Origin of the sequence: Streptomyces echinatus (assembly GCF_014203595.1) — a bacterium.
GTDB lineage: Bacteria > Actinomycetota > Actinomycetes > Streptomycetales > Streptomycetaceae > Streptomyces > Streptomyces echinatus.
This window is the reverse complement of record NZ_JACHJK010000001.1, coordinates 999324-1015577: the sequence shown is the minus strand read 5'-3', so window position 1 is coordinate 1015577 and position 16254 is coordinate 999324. Positions and strand designations below refer to the sequence as shown.

The window sequence follows — 16254 nt, the reverse complement described above, 5'->3', positions numbered from 1 at the left end:
GGCGACGGGCTCAGCCCGGGATCAGCCCGTCGTCGCCGAGCAGTTCCCGGATCTCCTCCAGCGTCGCGTCGGGCGACGGCAGGATCAGTTCGGAGGGTTCCAGCGAGTCGTCCGGCAGCGGGGTGCCGAGCCGGTGGACGGCGTCCAGGAGAGTGGTGAGCGTGCGGCGGAAGCCCTCGCCGTCACCGCTCTCCATCTCCGCGAGCAGCTCGTCGTCCAGCTTGTTCAGCTCGGTGAGGTGGGTGTCGTCCAGCCTCACCTGGCCCTCCCCCATGATCCGTACGATCACGTCGGCCTCCTCGGCTCGGGCCCCGGCGCCGGGCTACTGCTTGTCGAAGCGCGGGGTGTCCTGCGGCTGCTGCTGGGACTGCCCCTGTCCGGTGCCGCCCTCGATGGCCTGCTGCGGGGAGCCCCCGGCCAGCTCGGCCTTCATGCGCTGCAGTTCCAGCTCTACATCCGTACCACCGGAGAGCCGGTCCAGCTCGGCCTGGATGTCGTCCTTGTGCATGCCGGACTGGTCGTCCAGGGCGCCGGAGGCGAGCAGCTCGTCGATGGCGCCGGCCCGGGCCTGGAGCTGGGCGGTCTTGTCCTCGGCGCGCTGGATGGCGAGGCCGACGTCGCCCATCTCCTCGGAGATGCCGGAGAAGGCCTCGCCGATGCGGGTCTGGGCCTGGGCGGCGGTGTAGGTGGCCTTGATGGTCTCCTTCTTCGTGCGGAAGGCGTCCACCTTGGCCTGGAGGCGCTGGGCCGCCAGGGTGAGCTTCTCCTCCTCGCCCTGGAGGGTCGCGTGCTGCGTCTCGAGATCGGTGACCTGCTGCTGGAGGGCGGCACGGCGGGACAGCGCCTCGCGGGCGAGGTCCTCACGGCCGAGGGCGAGCGCCTTGCGGCCCTGGTCCTCCAGCTTGGTGGACTGCTGCTGCAGCTGGTTGAGCTGGAGCTCCAGGCGCTTGCGGCTGGTCGCCACGTCGGCGACGCCGCGCCGCACCTTCTGCAGCAGCTCCAGCTGCTTCTGGTAGGAGTAATCGAGGGTCTCGCGCGGGTCCTCGGCCCGGTCAAGGGCCTTGTTCGCCTTCGCGCGGAAGATCATCCCCATACGCTTCATGACACCGCTCATGGGCTTCGCGCGCCCCCTTCTGACGGACTCCAGCTCACAGAACCTGCGACAGAACCCACAGTACGGGCCCTGCCTCCATTACCGCACTGTCCGCGGGGCGATGCGCTCATCCCCGAGGACGACTGCGGACCGTACCGCTCCGGCGTAGGGAGTAGGTGATCCCACCCGGAGACCCTCTGCGTGTCCCCTCTGTTCCTCTGGAGACGTCCGGTGTTGCCGGATCGTTCCCCACCGGACTGGGGTCCATGCGGGTGCAGCCCGTACCCTTGGGTTTTGTGTTCCGTAGCCGTGCCAAGGAAGAGAAGGCCCCGACCGCCGACAAGGCGCAGGTGACCCTCTCCAAGCAGACCCGTGACCCGCAGGCCCCCAAGGGTCGGCCCACGCCCAAGCGCAGTGAGGCCCAGTCCCAGCGCCGCAGCGTGGCCAGTACCCCGACCAACCGCAAGGAGGCCGCGAAGCGTCAGCGCGAGGACCGGCGGACGGCCCTGGCGAGGCAGCGCCAGGCGCTGGCCGACGGGGACGAGCGCTATCTCCCGGCCCGTGACAAGGGGCCGGTCCGCAAGTTCGCCCGGAACTGGGTCGACTCGCGGTACAACGTGGCGGAGTTCTTCCTGCCGCTCGCCGTGGTCATCCTGGTGCTGAGCGTGGTGCGGGTGCCCGCGATCCAGAGCATCGCCCTGCTGCTGTGGCTGATCGTGATCGTGCTGATCGTGCTGGACGCGGCGGTCAGCGGCTTCCGTCTGAAGAAGCGGCTCAAGGAGCGCTTCCCGGACGGGAACACCCGTGGCGCGGTCGCCTACGCCCTGATGCGTTCTCTGCAGATGCGTCGGCTCCGGCTGCCGAAACCGCAGGTCAAGCGCGGAGAGCGGCCCTGAGCGCTGACGCTTTCGCCGGGGGTGCGGCCGATAGGTGGCTGAACGGGCTGGGCGGGCTGCGTGACGTCGTACGCCAGGAGCTGGTGGCCCGGCAGCTGGACGAGCAGATAGCCGGGCGGTTCCCGGTCGGGCAGCGGCTGCGCGTGCTCGACGTGGGCACGGGCCAGGGCACGCAGGCGTTGCGGCTGGCCCGGCTCGGCCACCAGGTGACCGGGGTCGAGCAGGATCCGACGATGATCGCCGCCGCCCGTGAGGCCGTGGCCCGGGAGCCGGACGGCATCCGCAAGCGGGTCCGGCTGGTGCAGGGCGACGGGCGGGACACCGGTGTGCACTTCCTGCCGGGCAGCTTCGACGTGGTGCTGTGCCACGGGGTCCTGATGTACGTCGAGGAGCCCGACCCGCTGGTGGCGGGTCTGGCCCGGGTGCTGGCCCCCGGTGGTCTGCTCTCCCTCCTGGTCCGCAACGGCGACGCGCTCGCCGTGCGGCCGGGTCTCGGCGGTGACTGGGCGGGCGCCCTGGCCGCCTTCGACACCACCGCCTACCGCAACCGCCTCGGCCTCGACGTCCGCGCCGACCGGCTCACGGCCCTCGCCGCCACGCTCGACGGCATCGCCGCCCCCCTGCACGCCTGGTACGGCGTCCGGGTCTTCACGGACACGGCGGCCGACGACGCGCCGATACCGGAGGACCTGAGGACGCTGCTCGCGGTCGAGGAGCGGGCCGGGCGCACGGACCCCTACCGCAGGGTGGCGGCGCTGCTGCATCTGTGCGGGGTGAGGGGCTGAGCCCGTTCGGGGCAACAGCACGGGACGGGTGATCACCGCGCGGTGAGACTCGGGACATGGACGCTTCCCCTCCCCGTGCGCGTTCCCTCCGGGCGGCCGTCTTCTCAGCCGCGCTGCTGTGCTGCACGGCGCTCGCCGCGGGCTGCGCCGTCCCCGGCGCCCGGGCCGGGCGGGACACGGACACCCGGGCGGCCGCGCCGGTGGCCGCGGCCGATCTGCAGGGCCGGTACCAGCGGGTCATCAAGGAGGTCCTGCCGTCGGTCGTGCAGATCCAGGCGAGTCACGACCTGGGCTCCGGGGTGGTGTACGACGACAAGGGGCACATCGTCACCAACGCGCACGTGGTCGGGGCGGAGAAGACCTTCCGGGTGACCACGGCCAGCAGCGAGGAGCCGCTCACCGCGAGCCTGGTCCACTCCTACCCCGAGCAGGACCTCGCCGTGGTCAAGCTGGACGAGGTGCCGGACGGGCTGAGACCGGCGGTGTTCGGGGACTCCGAGAAGGTGGAGGTCGGCCACATCGTGCTGGCCATGGGGTCGCCGCTCGGGCTGTCGTCCAGCGTGACCCAGGGCATCGTCTCGGCGACCGGACGGACCGTCAGCGAGGGCGGTTCGAGCGGCGGTACGGGCGCGACGATCGCGAACATGGTGCAGACGTCGGCCGCGATCAACCCGGGCAACAGCGGCGGCGCCCTGGTCGATCTCGACGGGCGGGTGATCGGCATCCCGACGCTCGCGGCGGCCGACCCGGGCCTCGGGGGCAGCGCGGCGGCCGGCATCGGGTTCGCGATCCCGGCGTCGATGGTGCGGACGGTCGCCGACCAGATCGTCAGACATGGCAAGGTCGTCGACTCCGGGCGGGCGGCTCTCGGGGTGACCGGGCGGACGGTCCTGGACGACGGCTACCAGCCGGCCGGGGCCGCCGTGGTCAGCGTCCGCGGCGGCGACGCGGCCGACCGGGCCGGCCTGCGCCCCGGTGACATCATCACCAGGCTGGGCGACCGGCCCGTCACCACCGTCACCTCGCTCTCCGAGGCGCTGGCGGCGGAGCGGCCCGGCCGGCGGACCTCGGTGACGTACCAGCGCGACGGTACCGGGAAGACGGTCGAGGTGACGCTGGGCGAGCAGTGAGGGCCGGGCGAGCCGTGAGGAGGGGGTCCTCCTCACGCCGCCTCCTGACGGGTCACGCGTCGGCGTGCAGGCTCATCGGGCCGTAGATCTCGGTGCTCTCCTCGAACAGCCGCACCTGGTCGGCCCCGCCCTCCTGCAGTGACTTCCAGTGCTCACCGATCCAGGACTCGGCGTCCCCCTGGGTGGTGAACTCCTCGGGCAGCACCGCCGGCTGGACCTCCGTCCCGTCGGCCTTCTCGAACCGCCACGTCCATGCCGTCATGTGGGCCTCCTTCGATCCGACACTGCTGGCAGCCTAGCCGGAAGCGCAAGACCTGCCGGGACAGGCGAAAATCGGTCCGTGGAAATCACTCTGCTCGGTACCGGTGCCCCCGCGGGACTGCCTCGCCCCGACTGTTCCTGTGCCGCCTGCGCGACCGCGTTCGGGCCGGACGCGCGGGCCGCGACCGCGGTGCTCGTGGACGGCACGCTGCTGCTCGACCTGACGCCGGGCGCGGCGTTCGCGGCGGCGCGCGCCGGGCATTCGCTCGGCGGGGTACGGCAGGTGCTGCTGTCGCATCCGCACGACGGTCCCGCGGTGGAGGTGCCGGCCGGGCTGCCGCAGCCCGGCCGGGTGCCGGACGGCCGGGAGTTGGCGCTGCTGACGGGGCATCGGGTGCGGGCGGTGGCGATGGACGCGGGCGGCACCGGGTACGCGGTGACCGGGCCGGACGGGCAGCGGCTGCTGTATCTGCCGCCGGGCGGGGCGCCGGCCGGCCTGGAGGAGGCGACGGCGGAGGCGTACGACATGGTCCTGGCGGACGTCGTGAGCCGGCCCGACGCCCTCGCCCGGCTGCGCGCGGTCGGCTCGGCGGGCCCCACGACGGACGTCCTCGCGGTCCATCTCGACCACGACGTGCCGCCCGGCCCGGAGTTGCGGCGCCGGCTCGCGGCGGCCGGGGCGCGGGCGGTGCCGGACGGTACGACGCTCGCGGTCGGGGCGTACGAGGAGGTGCCGGACGTGCCGCGCCGGACGCTGGTGCTGGGCGGGGCCCGCTCGGGCAAGTCGGTGGAGGCCGAGCGGCGGCTGGAGACGTTCCCGGACGTGCTGTACGTGGCGACGGGCGGCACGCGCGGCGGGGACACCGAGTGGGCGGACCGGGTGGCCGCGCACCGGGAGCGGCGGCCGGGGTCGTGGCGTACGACGGAGACGACGGACCTGGTGCCGCTGCTGGCGGAGGACGGCCCTCCGCTGCTGATCGACTGCCTGTCGCTGTGGCTGACGGACGTCATGGACTCCGTCGGGGCGTGGGACGACGCGGAGTGGGCGGGCGGGGGCGAGAAGGCGCTGCGGGAGCGGGTGCGGGAGCTGGCGGACGCCGTGCGCGCCACCCGGCGGACCGTGGTGGCCGTCTCCAACGAAGTGGGCTCCGGGATCGTGCCGGCGACCGCGTCCGGCCGCCGGTACCGGGATGAACTCGGGCGGCTGAACGCGGTGTTCGCGGCGGAGTGCGAACAGGTGCTGCTGGTCGTCGCCGGGCAGGCGCTGGTGCTCAGGGGCTGACCGGTTGCCCGGTGCGGGTGCCGGGCGGGGCCGGGGATCCGGTCACCCGGGGGTTCTTCCGGGCCACGATCCGGTACGCGTTGGAGAAGCCCGTCCGCCGGAACAGCGGAGCGCACCCCTGGTCCAGACCCCAGGCCAGGTCCAGGAGGGGTGTCGCCGCCAGCTGGACGAGCGGGTGGGCGTGGGCCAGGGACAGGGTGAGGGCGGCCGTCAGGTCGTACGGGACGTGCGGCGACGTGCGGTCCGTCACCAGGACCGGGCAGCCGAGGCGCTCCAGCTCCGCCCGCAGGTTGGCACGCGGCACCAGATGCAGGTGACGGGGCTGGCCGTACGGGAGCCACCACCTGCCGAGGAGCGTGGCGAACGCGCAGCGCGGGTCGGTGACTTCGACGACCAGGTGGCCTCCGGGCCGGAGCACGGCCAGCGCGGCGCGGAGTTCGGCGCGCGGGTCGGGCGCGTACTCCAGGTGGTGGAACATGGTGACGACGTCGTAGCGGCCGCGCAGGCGGGCCGCCATGCCGGGGGTCGTCAGATAGCCCCGGTGCGCCTCCTCCACGCGGCCCTCCAGCAGCGCCTGTTCCACCCGCGCGGTCGGGTCCAGCCCGTCGAAGCTGGTGTAGGGGAAGAACTCCTTCGCCGCCTCGGGGAAGCGGGCGTGACCGGTGCCGACGTCCAGCCAGCTCTCCGGCTCGCGCAGCGCCGACAGACGCCGGGCCGTGGCCCGGTGCCGGCGCCGGACCGCCCGGGGGGAGAGGACGCGCGCGGTGAACTCCTCCAGCTGTCTTTCGTAGAAGTCCCGGTGGAAGAAGGCGAATCCCTCCGGGCTGAGCCGGGGGTTCTGGAAGGCGTGGGCACAGTCGCCGCACTCGTCGACGGCGAACGTGCCCGGCCGGTGGCGCAGCGGATCGGGCGCGCGCAGCCGGGTCCGCAGGCTGCGGGAACCGCACCAGGGGCAGGTCTCACGGCGCGGCTCCTGGAACGGGTCGTGGGGGGTGGTGATCTGCGGGGTGAGGGGCGTGGTCGGCATGGGCGGCTCCCTGTGCGACATTCCGCGGCAAACCGGAACGTATGGGATCACGATCCGGGGTGCAAAGACGTCGTGGGGGTGTGGTGGCGATGTGGCGCGGGAGCGTTCGTTCGCTGGCGGTACTGTTCGGCGAATGAGCAGCCTTAATCTGGACGACTTCACCGATCTGATCGAGCGCCCGGACGGGGGCGTGCGCCGTGACGCCGAAGCCCGGCGGGAGCGCCAGATCGTGCCGCCGGGGGCGCTGGGCCGCCTCGACGAGCTGGGCGAGTGGCTGGCCGCCGCGCGGGGTGACGTGCCGGTGCGGCCGGTCGAGCGGCCGCGGGTGGTGCTGTTCGCGGGGGACCACGGTGTCGCCGGGCTGGGTGTCTCGGCGCGTCCGGCGGGCGGCGCGGAGCGGCTGGTGCGGGCGGTGCTGGAGGGTGAGAGCCCGGTGGCGGTGCTCGCGCGCCGGCTGGAGGTTCCGGTACGGGTCGTGGACATGGCCCTGGACTGCGATCCGGAGACGCTGCCGAAGGACGTGGTGCGGCACCGGGTGCGGCGGGGCAGCGGCCGGATCGACATCGAGGACGCGCTCACCCTGGAGGAGGCGGAGGCCGCTCTGCGGGCCGGTGTCGCCGTCGCCGACGAGGAGGCCGACTCGGGGACCGATCTGGTGGTGCTCGGCGATGTCAGCGTGGGCGGGACCACGCCGGCGGCGGTGCTGATCGCCGCGCTGTGCGGCACGGACGCGTCCGTGGTCACCGGGCGGGGCGGGCTCGCGATCGACGACCTGACCTGGATGCGCAAGTGCGCGGCGATCCGGGACGCGCTGCGGCGGGCCCGGCCGGTGCTCGGGGACCAGCTGCGGCTGCTGGCGGCGGTGGGCGGGGCGGACATCGCGGCGATGACCGGGTTCCTGCTGCAGTGCTCGGTGCGGAAGCTGCCGGTGCTGCTCGACGGGGTCGTGGCCGCCGCGTGCGCGCTGGTCGCCCAGCGGGTCGCGTTCCGGGCGCCGGACTGGTGGCTGGCCGGGCACGACAGCGGGGAGCCGGGGCAGGCGAAGGCGCTGGACCGGATGGCCCTCGAACCGCTGCTGGAGCAGGGGGTGAGGGTCGGCGAGGGCGTCGGCGCGCTGCTGGCGCTGCCCCTGGTGCGAGCCGCCGCCGCGCTGGCAGCGGAGCTGCCGGAGACCCCGGAGCCCGAAACGCCGGAGACCGAGAAGGGCCCGGAGGAGAACACGGAGTAGAACACCCCGACCGGTTCGAGACCGCCGGGGCGCGCCGTCGGGGAAGCGTGGGGCGGCGGCGGTGTCCGGTGGGGGGCGGCTTGGGCAGGGCGGGGGAATAGCGGGGTTCGTTGGGGTTGCGCCCATATGATCCTGGGCTATGGGAGATGCCCGAATTGCCGTGGCGCGCTGTGCCGGGGCCGAGCGGACGGGCGGGCGGGGGCGGCGGGCCGCCGGGGCTTCCCGGAGGGCCGCCGCCTTCGCCGTCTGGTACCTGCGGACCGTCGCCTTCATCAACTTCCTCAGCGCGGTGTGGGTCTCGCTCGGCCAGGACGTGCGCCGGCACAACCAGGACGACTTCTTCACGCCGTACCTGCTGACGGCCGGCTTCGCCTCCGGCGTGTTCACCGCCTTCCTCGCCATCACCATGCGCCGCCGGAAGCGGGCCGCGTGGATCCTGAACCTGGTGACGAGCGGCCTCTTCCTGGCCCTGCTCGCGTTCGCCATGGCGTTCCCGGAGATCCGGCGGTACGGGCAGAACTGGATCTCGCTGGCGCTGACGGCCGCCTTCGTGGGCGCGCTGCTCGTCGGCCGCCGCGAGTTCTACGCCAAGGGCGACCGGTCCAACCCCCGGCTCGCGGCCACGGTGGCCGTCGGCGGCGGCCTGGCCGCGAGCCTGCTGGCCGGGCTGCTGGTGACGGTCACCGACCAGGCGCCGGACGCGGCCCGCTCGACCTTCGCGGAGCGCTGGCACTACGGCACCCTGCGGCTGATCTCCGTCGCGGCCGAGGAGTCCCGCTTCCCCGGGATCGACCCGCCCAACTGGGCCAACGTGGCCGTCAACGTGCTCAGTACGGTCCTCGTCCTCGCCGTCCTCTACGCCGCCTTCCGCTCCCGCCGCGCCGTCGACCCGCTCACCGTGGACGACGAGAAGCGGCTGCGGGCGCTGCTGGAGCGGCACGGGGAGCGCGACTCGCTCGGCTACTTCGCGCTGCGCCGGGAGAAGAGCGTGGTGTGGTCGCCGACCGGGAAGGCCGCCGTCGCCTACCGGGTCGTCGGCGGGGTGAGCCTGGCGTCCGGGGATCCGCTCGGCGACCCGGAGGCCTGGCCGGGGGCGATCGCGCCCTGGCTGGCCGAGGCGCGGGCGCACGGCTGGATCCCGGCGGTGATGGGCGCGGGCGAGGAGGCCGGGACGGTGTACGCCCGGCACGGTCTGGACGCGCTGGAGCTCGGGGACGAGGCGATCGTGGAGGTCGCCGAGTTCACGCTGGAGGGGCGGGCGATGCGCACCGTCCGGCAGGCGTACAACCGGGTGAAACGGGCCGGGTACGAGGTGCGCGTCCGGCGGCACGAGGACATCCCGGCGGACCGGATGGCGTACCTCGTCGAGCGCGCCGACGACTGGCGCGACGGCGCCACCGAGCGCGGTTTCAGCATGGCGCTCGGCCGGCTCGGGGACCCCGAGGACGGCCGGTGCGTGATGCTGGAGTGCACGGACGGCGAGGGACGGCTGCGGGCGCTGCTGTCCTTCGTGCCGTGGGGACCGTACGGGCTGTCCCTGGACCTCATGCGGCGCGACCGGGACTCCGACAACGGGCTGATGGAGTTCATGGTCATCGAGCTGCTGCGGCGGGCCCGCGAGATCGGGATCACGCAGGTCTCACTCAACTTCGCGATGTTCAGATCGGTCTTCGAACGTGGCGCGCGCCTCGGAGCCGGACCGGTGCTGAGGCTGTGGCGGTCGCTGCTCAGCTTCTTCTCCCGCTGGTGGCAGATCGAGTCGCTCTACCGCGCCAACGCGAAGTACCGGCCCATCTGGGAGCCACGGTTCCTGCTCTTCGAGAAGAGCGGGGACCTGCCGCGCATCGGCCTCGCCTCGGCCCGCGCGGAGGGCTTCCTGGAGGCGCCGGGACTGCCGAAGTGGCTGCACCGCAGGCACCTGGACACACATCGTTGACCGTACGGGGATGAGGAACACGTGAGGGGAACGCTCGCCCGCTGGGCCCGAGCCGAGTGGGGGCCGCTGTACGCCGCCGTGCGCGAACCCCTGCGCCGGCGCGGGCTGCCGGCGGTCCCGATGACGCTCGCAGGGGTCGCCCTGACGGCCCTCCTCCAGTACGTGCAGAACCAGCCCTGGGGCTACCAGCCCGTCCAGGACCTGGGTGCGGTACGGGCCGCGGACCCGCTGGGGCCGGCCCTGCTGCGCACTCCCCTGTCGCTGTTCGTGCCCGCGCTGGACCTGCCGGTGTGGGGGGCGCTGGTACAGATCCTGCTGGTGTTCGGGATCGCCGAGCTGTGCCTCGGCTGGTGGCGGACGCTGGCCATCGCCTACCTCGCCACGCTCGCCGGAACCCTGTACGCGCGCCTCGGGATCACCCTCGGCCCGCATGCCCCGTTCGGGCTGCCGTGGACCGACGCCCAGGTGGTGGACACCGGCCCGTCGGCCGCGGTCGTGGGACTCGCGGTGTTCGTGGGCTGGCGGTACGGCGCCTATGTGACGGCGGGCGCGGTCACGCTGGCGATGGTCGTCGAGGTGCTGGTGAAGGAGAACCTGGCGGGCAAGGAGCACCTGGCCGCGCTGATGGCCGTCGGGGTGCTGTGCCTCGTGGCGGCGGCGCGGCACCGGTCAGTGAGCCGGCCGGGCCCCGCGCGCGGTCACCGGTGGCCGGGCAGGCGCGCCGGCCGGGGGTCGGGCTTGCCGCCGATCCAGTCCTGAACGGCGCGGCGCGGCCCGGCCCAGCGGCGGTCGTGCCGGTAGGCGCGCAGGGCGGCCCTGGCGCGGGCGCGGGGGCGGCGGCCGTAGAAGCGGCGGGCCCACGGGGAGCCGGGGCGGGCGAGCCGGACCGCGCCGACGAACGCGACCAGCGGCACGATCGCCCCGAAGAGCGCGATGCGCGTCTTGCCCTTGCCGAGGGCGACGAGCGCGAAGACGAAGTTCCCGGCGATGGTGGCGATGGCGCCGCCGCGGTCCTGCAGTTCCTCCTGCGTCAGGTCGTCGACGCCGAACGGGGCGAACCCGGCGAGCAGCAGTCCGACGAGGGCGACGGTGAGCACGACGACCTCGACGCTCTTGCGGCCCTCCGCGGTCCAGTAGACGTCCTGGAGGTGGAGGATCAGCGCGAACTCGTCCAGGACGAGGCCCGCGCCCACGCCGAAGAGCACGGCCGAGACGGGCGCGCCGACGCCGTGCCGGTCGCTGGCGACCGCGCCGAAGCCGCCGACGACGGTGAGGACGACCCCGGGGACGACGTGGTGGATGTGCAGCCCGCCCGCCTCGACGTTGCCGAACGGGCCCTTCCCGGCCCGGATCAGGCGGGTGATGACCCGGGTGACGACGAAGGTCAGCACGAAGGCGGCGAGAGCGAGCAACAGCGGGAGCTTGCCCGGCTCGACGATGTTGCGCACCCACCAGTGCCCCATATGCGCACCTTATCCCCAGGTGCGGGAGGGGGCCTCCTTCCCGGGCACGGGAGGGCCCGGGAAGCGCCGGGTAACCTGCGCCGGTGCTCAAGTCCTCCGCTCACGACGGTCTTCGCTTCGCCTTCGGCACGCTCACCGTGCTGCCCGTCCGGGTGCACCGCTGGGACCGGGAGGCCGCGCGTGCCGGGATGCTGTGCGCCCCGGCGGCCGGACTGGTCGTCGGCGGCTCGGCGGCCGGGCTCGGCCTGCTGCTGCTCCTCGGCGGCGCCGGTCCGCTGCTCGCCGCGGTCGCCTCGGTGGCCGTACCCGCCGCGCTCACCCGGGGGCTGCATCTCGACGGGCTCGCCGACACCGCGGACGGGCTGGGCAGCGGCAAGCCCGCCGAGGACGCGCTCAGGATCATGAAGCAGTCGGACATCGGGCCGTTCGGCGTGCTCACCCTCGTCCTGGTGCTGCTGGCCCAGGTGGCGGTGCTGGCGCAGCTCTACGACGCCTCCTGGGCGCGGGGCGCGGTGGCCGCCGTGGCCTCGGCGGTCGCGGCCCGGCTGGCGCTCACCCTGGCCGCCCGGGCCGGGGTGCCGGCCGCCCGCCCGGAGGGACTCGGGGCGGCGGTGGCCGGGGTGGTCCCGAGGGCCGCCGCGCTGGGGCTGGCGGCCGGAGCGGTGGCGGTGGCCGGGGCGGCGGCCGCCGGCCTCGGCCGGTACGACGGGGCGCGCACCGCCGTCGCGGTGGCCGCCGCCGTCACCGTCGCCGAACTGCTCCTGCGCCACTGCGTCCGGCGGTTCGGCGGGATCACCGGCGACGTGTTCGGCGCCCTCGCGGAAACAGCCGCAACCACCACCCTCGTCCTGCTGTCCCTCGGCCACTGACAGGCACGCCCCCGAAGGGGCGCGGGGCACCGCGCGCCCGGCCACGACGCACCGTCACGCTCAGGCCGGCCCGCAGCCCCCCGCGGCCCTCTACGGCAGTTTCAGCGTGAGCGCGGTCTGGAGCAGGCCGGGGGCCGCCCAGTCCGAGCGCTCGCCGGCGTACGCCGTGCCGAAGGCGGTCGTGCCCAGCACCTGCTGCTGCCGCGTTCCCTCCGGAGCGGTCACCGGGATCTTCGTTCCGGACGGTGCGCCGACCGTCACGGTGTTGCCGATCCGGTAGGCCGTGACCTTGCCGGCGTCGAGCGCGGTCTGCCACTTCGCCCGGTTCTGCAGCTCGGCGCCGATGGCGCTCTGACGCAGGTTGACGATCGGGGCGCTGTCGGCGAACAGCGCCTGGTAGTCGGCCAGCACACGGTCCAGCACCGGGTACAGCACGCGGTCCTCGGCCAGGTTGGACTGGTGGACGTAGTGCGGGCGCGGGTCGTTGCCCAGCACGTGCCCGAGGTCGGTGTGCGCCTCGTTCGGGACGATGTGGTCGACGTAGCCGGTGGCGGTGTCCAGCGGCTCGGCCAGGCAGGTCGAGGCCGGGTTGTCCTCGCAGACCCCGCTGCCGCCGTCCGCCCTGGACGTGTAGATCCAGTTGTACTCGTCGGCCATCTCGGCCCTGGTGCCGGTGTTGTAGTACACGTTCATCGGGTAGCGCGGCACGGTGAGCGCCCCGCTGCCCACGGCCCGCTGCGCGGACTCGCGGGAGTTGTCCGAGGCGGTCCACTTCACGCCGTTCGCGGCGAGGGCCGGCCCCAGGTTGGGATTGTCCTGCGGCTGCTGCGGCAGGGTCTTCAGGCCCGAGTGCTCGCCGGTGACCAGCTCGCCGGGGTCGACGGACAGACCGTGCAGGAGCGCCCAGGAGTAGTTGTCGGAGATCTGCCCGGAGATGTCGGAGCGGCTGACCCACTTCGTCGATCCGTCGGCGTTCTTCGCGCAGCTCCACGGCACGGTCGTCACGTCCTGGACACAGCCGAGGAACGGGTGGGTGTAGGTGTGGTTGACCCACCGGTACTGCGCCTTGTCCGCGAGCAGTTGCCCGGTCAGGGCGTCCGTGCCGCCGTGCTCCGCCTTCCACTCCTCGCCGGCGCCCGCGTTGAAGACCAGGTCCAGGGTGAGGCCGTGGCCGCGCTGCCAGGAGGCCAGGTACTGGGCGTCGGCCGCGGTCATCCGGATCGGCGTGCCGGTGTCGTCGCCGCCGCCCGCGCAGTCGATGTCGCCCGGGGTGCAGTTGCGCTCGGCGTCCCAGCGGGCGTCGGACGCGAAGACGTCGTCGACGTGGACGGCGAAGTAGTTGCGGGCCTGCCCGAGGTGCACGCCCTGGGTCAGCCACTCGACCATGCCGCGGGCCAGCACCCGGAACTGCTGCTGGTACTGGTTGTGGGCGAAGGTCACCACCAGCTCGCGGCGGCCGTCGTGGGCGTACTCGCCGAGCAGGCTGCCGGCTCCGGTGCCGCCGGGCACGGGGGTGTCGACATAGCTGGTGAAGCCGGCGCGGGGCTGGGCGACGAAGCCGTAACTCTCGTCGACCGAGGGCGAGTTGTCCTCGAAGGAGAAGGGGCCCCGCAGATAGCCGAAGGGGCCCGCCCGGCCGGCCGCGGTGACGTTCGCGGTGCGCCCGTCCAGCGGGCCGGCGTACCCGTCGCGGTCGGTGTAGTCGAGCCCGACCCCGGGGTGGGCCCAGGTGTAGGCGTCGAGCTGCGGGATGCCGTACGTGCGCTCGTACTCCTCCAGGGCCGTCTGCTCGGCCGAGGCCGCCCCGAACGGGGCCTCGTCCGGCAGGACCACGCCCTGGAACCTCGCCCGGGGCCGGCCGCCGACGGTGTCGCTCAGGAAGGCGCCGGTGATCGTGGGCCGCCCGGAGTCCTCCAGGTCGACGGTGGTGTACGGGATTCCCTCGCTCCTCAGCTGGGCGGTGATCGCCCCGACGGGTCCCGCGCCGTCGTCGACGACCAGCACCCTGAGGTCGACGCGCGGCTCGCCCGCCGCCGACGCCTGCGGCGCGGCGAGCCCGAGCGATATCAGTCCGGTTGCGGCGGCGGTGACGCCGGCCGCTCTCCAGCGGTGTGCACGGTGGGCCATGGCTGGTTCCTCCCCCAGAGGATCCTTCGCGGTGAATGCGCGGAGAATCAGTGGAAATCATGCGAACCGGTGGGTCGGCACCACACCGGAACCCGACGAGTGTGGCTCAGGTCACGGGAGCGCAGGGGGGAGAAGTGGCCGTGACGCCACGCCCGGGTGAACACCCGAAGGAATGAGCGAAGACACACACGCGCGTAGTCTCGTCCCGGGTGTTCGCCGACAGGGTGAAGGACCCGGTTGCCATGTCTCCCCGGGCCTGGGCCTAGGGTCGGCTCCCGGGCCCGGTCGACCCACCCCACATCGGCCACAGCAACTTCACATCGGAAGCGAGATTTCACCACCGTGACTGCTCTGACTCTCAGCACCGCCGCGGCGCCCGGCCTGCGGGCCGACGCGATCGTGATCGGTGTCGCCAAGGGTGCCCAGGGGCCCGTCGTCGCGCCGGGCGCCGAGGCCGTGGACAAGGCGTACGACGGCAAGCTGGCCGGCGTCCTGGAGACCCTCGGCGCCTCGGGTGCCGAGGGCGAGCTGACGAAGCTGCCCGCGCCCGCCGGCTTCAAGGCCCCGCTCGTGGTGGCCGTGGGCCTCGGCCCGGCGCCCGACGCCGAGGACGAGGACGCCGGGTACGACGCCGAGGCGCTGCGCCGGGCCGCCGGCCTGGCGGCCCGGACGCTCACCGGCTCCAGGAAGGCCGCGTTCGCGCTGCCCGTGGACGGCCCCGGCGCGATCGGCGCGATCGGCGAGGGCGTCCTGCTCGGCGCCTACTCCTTCGACGCCTACAAGGGCAACGCCCAGGAGGCCGCGAACACCAAGGCCAAGAACGGCAAGGCGCCGCTGGCCGAGGCCGCGCTGCTCGGCGGCAAGCCGCGCGACGTGGCCCACAAGGGCGCGGTCGTCCGCGCGCTCGCGGTCGCCGAGGAGCTGAACCGCGCCCGCGACCTGATCAACATGCCGCCGAACGACCTCACGCCCGCGATCTTCGCCGGCATCGCGCAGGCCGCGGCCAAGGAGCACGGCATCAAGGTGCAGGTGCTCGACGACAAGGCCCTGGCCAAGGGCGGCTACGGCGGCATCCTCGGGGTCGGCGGCGGCTCTGCGGCCACCCCGCGCCTGGTGAAGCTGTCGTACAAGCACCCGAAGGCGGACAAGCACCTGGCCTTCGTCGGCAAGGGCATCACCTACGACTCGGGCGGCATCTCCCTGAAGCCGGCCGGTCACAACGAGACGATGAAGTGCGACATGAGCGGTGCCGCCGCCGTGTTCGCCGCCGTCGTCGCCGCCGCCCGCCTCGGTCTGGAGGTCAACGTCACCGGCTGGCTGGCGCTGGCCGAGAACATGCCGTCGGGCTCCGCCGTGCGCCCGGGTGACGTGCTGCGCATGTACAGCGGCAAGACGGTCGAGGTGCTCAACACCGACGCCGAGGGCCGCCTCGTCCTCGCCGACGCGCTGTGGGCGGCCTCGCAGGAGACCCCGGACGCGATCGTGGACGTCGCCACGCTGACCGGCGCGATGATGCTGGCGCTGGGCAGCCGGACGTTCGGCGTCATGGCCAACGACGACGCGTTCCGCTCGGCGGTGCACGAGGCGGCGGAGGAGGTCGGCGAGCCGGCCTGGCCGATGCCGCTGCCGGAGCACCTGCGCAAGGGCATGGAATCGCAGGTCGCCGACCTCGCGAACATGGGCGAGCGGATGGGCGGCGGACTGGTCGCCGGCCTCTTCCTGCGCGAGTTCGTGGGCGACGGCATCACCTGGGCGCACCTGGACATCGCCGGCCCGGCGTTCAACGAGGGCGGCCCCTTCGGGTACACCCCGAAGGGCGGGACCGGCTCCGCCGTGCGCACGCTCGTCCGGCTGGCTGAGCTGACCGCCGCCGGCGACCTGGGCTGACGGCCGGCCGCCGGCCCGCCTCCCGGCCGGACCCGGCGAGTGGTCGCGCCCACGCGGCGCGACCGCCCGCCGGACCCGGCCCCGGGCCCCTTCGCGGGCCCGCCAGTGGGGTGTCTCACACTCCAGCCCCGCGTCTCGTCCGCCTCGAACAAGTGCAAAGATGGAGCCCGGCAGGACAGGGCCCCCACCGAAGGGCCGAAGCATCAAGCGGCCGGACACCAGCCGCCTGCCGGTCAGCGACGACCGGCGTACGGCGCACATGCATGGAGG

Annotated in this window: 15 protein-coding genes; 9 read left to right on the top strand and 6 right to left on the bottom strand. The window is 73.8% G+C overall.

Annotated elements, in window-relative coordinates; genetic code table 11:
• Window positions 1–10: 10 nt before the first annotated feature.
• The gene (pspAA, locus tag FHS34_RS04475; RefSeq protein WP_184961205.1) at window positions 11–289 is read right to left on the bottom strand and encodes a PspA-associated protein PspAA; all 279 of its coding nucleotides are present in this window, start codon (window positions 287–289) and stop codon (window positions 11–13) included.
• 33 nt (window positions 290–322) lie between these two features.
• Window positions 323–1087 carry a PspA/IM30 family protein gene (locus FHS34_RS04470; protein ID WP_245002111.1) on the bottom strand — a complete coding sequence of 255 codons (765 nt, stop codon included), beginning with the start codon at window positions 1085–1087 and terminating at the stop codon, window positions 323–325.
• 272 nt (window positions 1088–1359) lie between these two features.
• Between FHS34_RS04470 and FHS34_RS04465 the strand changes: the two genes are divergently transcribed.
• The 3 genes from FHS34_RS04465 to FHS34_RS04455 all read left to right on the top strand — a co-directional run bounded on the left by FHS34_RS04465 (window position 1360) and on the right by FHS34_RS04455 (window position 3904).
• Window positions 1360–1989: a DUF3043 domain-containing protein gene (locus FHS34_RS04465; protein ID WP_184961201.1), complete on the top strand. Its 630-nt coding sequence runs from the start codon at window positions 1360–1362 to the stop codon at window positions 1987–1989.
• Window positions 1990–2072: 83 nt separating this feature from the next.
• Window positions 2073–2774 (top strand): class I SAM-dependent methyltransferase, encoded by a 702-nt coding sequence (locus tag FHS34_RS04460; RefSeq protein WP_184961199.1) that lies wholly within the window; start codon window positions 2073–2075, stop codon window positions 2772–2774.
• 56 nt (window positions 2775–2830) lie between these two features.
• The gene (locus tag FHS34_RS04455; protein ID WP_184961197.1) at window positions 2831–3904 is read left to right on the top strand and encodes a S1C family serine protease; all 1074 of its coding nucleotides are present in this window, start codon (window positions 2831–2833) and stop codon (window positions 3902–3904) included.
• A gap of 52 nt (window positions 3905–3956) precedes the next feature.
• Here FHS34_RS04455 and FHS34_RS04450 read toward each other — a convergent pair whose 3' ends face one another.
• Entirely contained in the window at window positions 3957–4166 is a 210-nt protein-coding gene (locus FHS34_RS04450; protein ID WP_184961195.1) for a hypothetical protein, read from the bottom strand.
• Window positions 4167–4244: 78 nt separating this feature from the next.
• Between FHS34_RS04450 and FHS34_RS04445 the strand changes: the two genes are divergently transcribed.
• On the top strand, window positions 4245–5447 hold the full coding sequence (locus tag FHS34_RS04445) for a bifunctional adenosylcobinamide kinase/adenosylcobinamide-phosphate guanylyltransferase (protein ID WP_184961193.1): 1203 nt from the start codon (window positions 4245–4247) through the stop codon (window positions 5445–5447).
• On the opposite strand, the gene FHS34_RS04440 is transcribed toward FHS34_RS04445, so the two are convergent.
• Window positions 5437–6474: a class I SAM-dependent methyltransferase gene (locus FHS34_RS04440; protein WP_184961191.1), complete on the bottom strand. Its 1038-nt coding sequence runs from the start codon at window positions 6472–6474 to the stop codon at window positions 5437–5439. The genes FHS34_RS04445 and FHS34_RS04440 overlap by 11 nt on opposite strands.
• Before the next feature lie 133 nt (window positions 6475–6607).
• Here FHS34_RS04440 and cobT point away from each other — a divergent pair, with 133 nt between their 5' ends.
• The 3 genes from cobT (at window position 6608) to FHS34_RS04425 (ending at window position 10397) form a co-directional block, all read left to right on the top strand.
• Complete coding sequence (gene cobT, locus FHS34_RS04435) at window positions 6608–7702, top strand: nicotinate-nucleotide--dimethylbenzimidazole phosphoribosyltransferase (RefSeq protein ID WP_184961189.1); 1095 nt, start codon at window positions 6608–6610, stop codon at window positions 7700–7702.
• Window positions 7703–7841: 139 nt separating this feature from the next.
• The gene (locus FHS34_RS04430) at window positions 7842–9638 is read left to right on the top strand and encodes a phosphatidylglycerol lysyltransferase domain-containing protein (RefSeq protein ID WP_221508430.1); all 1797 of its coding nucleotides are present in this window, start codon (window positions 7842–7844) and stop codon (window positions 9636–9638) included.
• A 21-nt stretch (window positions 9639–9659) separates the two neighbouring features.
• Window positions 9660–10397 carry a hypothetical protein gene (locus tag FHS34_RS04425; RefSeq protein ID WP_184961187.1) on the top strand — a complete coding sequence of 246 codons (738 nt, stop codon included), beginning with the start codon at window positions 9660–9662 and terminating at the stop codon, window positions 10395–10397.
• On the opposite strand, the gene FHS34_RS04420 is transcribed toward FHS34_RS04425, so the two are convergent.
• Window positions 10337–11101, bottom strand: a complete 765-nt coding sequence (locus tag FHS34_RS04420) for a hypothetical protein (RefSeq protein ID WP_184961185.1) — start codon at window positions 11099–11101, stop codon at window positions 10337–10339. The genes FHS34_RS04425 and FHS34_RS04420 overlap by 61 nt on opposite strands.
• Window positions 11102–11184: 83 nt before the next feature.
• Between FHS34_RS04420 and FHS34_RS04415 the strand changes: the two genes are divergently transcribed.
• A complete protein-coding gene (locus tag FHS34_RS04415) occupies window positions 11185–11970 on the top strand; it encodes an adenosylcobinamide-GDP ribazoletransferase (protein WP_184961183.1) in 786 nt (261 codons plus the stop codon).
• A gap of 90 nt (window positions 11971–12060) precedes the next feature.
• On the opposite strand, the gene FHS34_RS04410 is transcribed toward FHS34_RS04415, so the two are convergent.
• Window positions 12061–14097, bottom strand: coding sequence for a hypothetical protein (locus FHS34_RS04410; RefSeq protein ID WP_184961181.1), 2037 nt, complete (start codon window positions 14095–14097; stop codon window positions 12061–12063).
• 342 nt (window positions 14098–14439) lie between these two features.
• On the opposite strand from FHS34_RS04410, the gene FHS34_RS04405 reads away from it, so the two are divergent.
• Window positions 14440–15984 (top strand): leucyl aminopeptidase, encoded by a 1545-nt coding sequence (locus FHS34_RS04405; protein ID WP_184961179.1) that lies wholly within the window; start codon window positions 14440–14442, stop codon window positions 15982–15984.
• Window positions 15985–16254 lie beyond the last annotated feature (270 nt).

Bases quoted from the DNA above. Each gene is read 5' to 3' on its own strand.
- FHS34_RS04470 (WP_245002111.1), bottom strand. From the start codon at position 1,087: ATGATCTTCCGCGCGAAGGCGAACAAGGCCCTTGACCGGGCCGAGGAC.
- FHS34_RS04465 (WP_184961201.1), top strand. From the start codon at position 1,360: ATGCGGGTGCAGCCCGTACCCTTGGGTTTTGTGTTCCGTAGCCGTGCC.
- FHS34_RS04455 (WP_184961197.1), top strand. From the start codon at position 2,831: ATGGACGCTTCCCCTCCCCGTGCGCGTTCCCTCCGGGCGGCCGTCTTC.
- FHS34_RS04450 (WP_184961195.1), bottom strand. From the start codon at position 4,166: ATGACGGCATGGACGTGGCGGTTCGAGAAGGCCGACGGGACGGAGGTC.
- FHS34_RS04440 (WP_184961191.1), bottom strand. From the start codon at position 6,474: ATGCCGACCACGCCCCTCACCCCGCAGATCACCACCCCCCACGACCCG.
- cobT (WP_184961189.1), top strand. From the start codon at position 6,608: ATGAGCAGCCTTAATCTGGACGACTTCACCGATCTGATCGAGCGCCCG.
- FHS34_RS04430 (WP_221508430.1), top strand. From the start codon at position 7,842: ATGGGAGATGCCCGAATTGCCGTGGCGCGCTGTGCCGGGGCCGAGCGG.
- FHS34_RS04420 (WP_184961185.1), bottom strand. From the start codon at position 11,101: ATGGGGCACTGGTGGGTGCGCAACATCGTCGAGCCGGGCAAGCTCCCG.
- FHS34_RS04410 (WP_184961181.1), bottom strand. From the start codon at position 14,097: ATGGCCCACCGTGCACACCGCTGGAGAGCGGCCGGCGTCACCGCCGCC.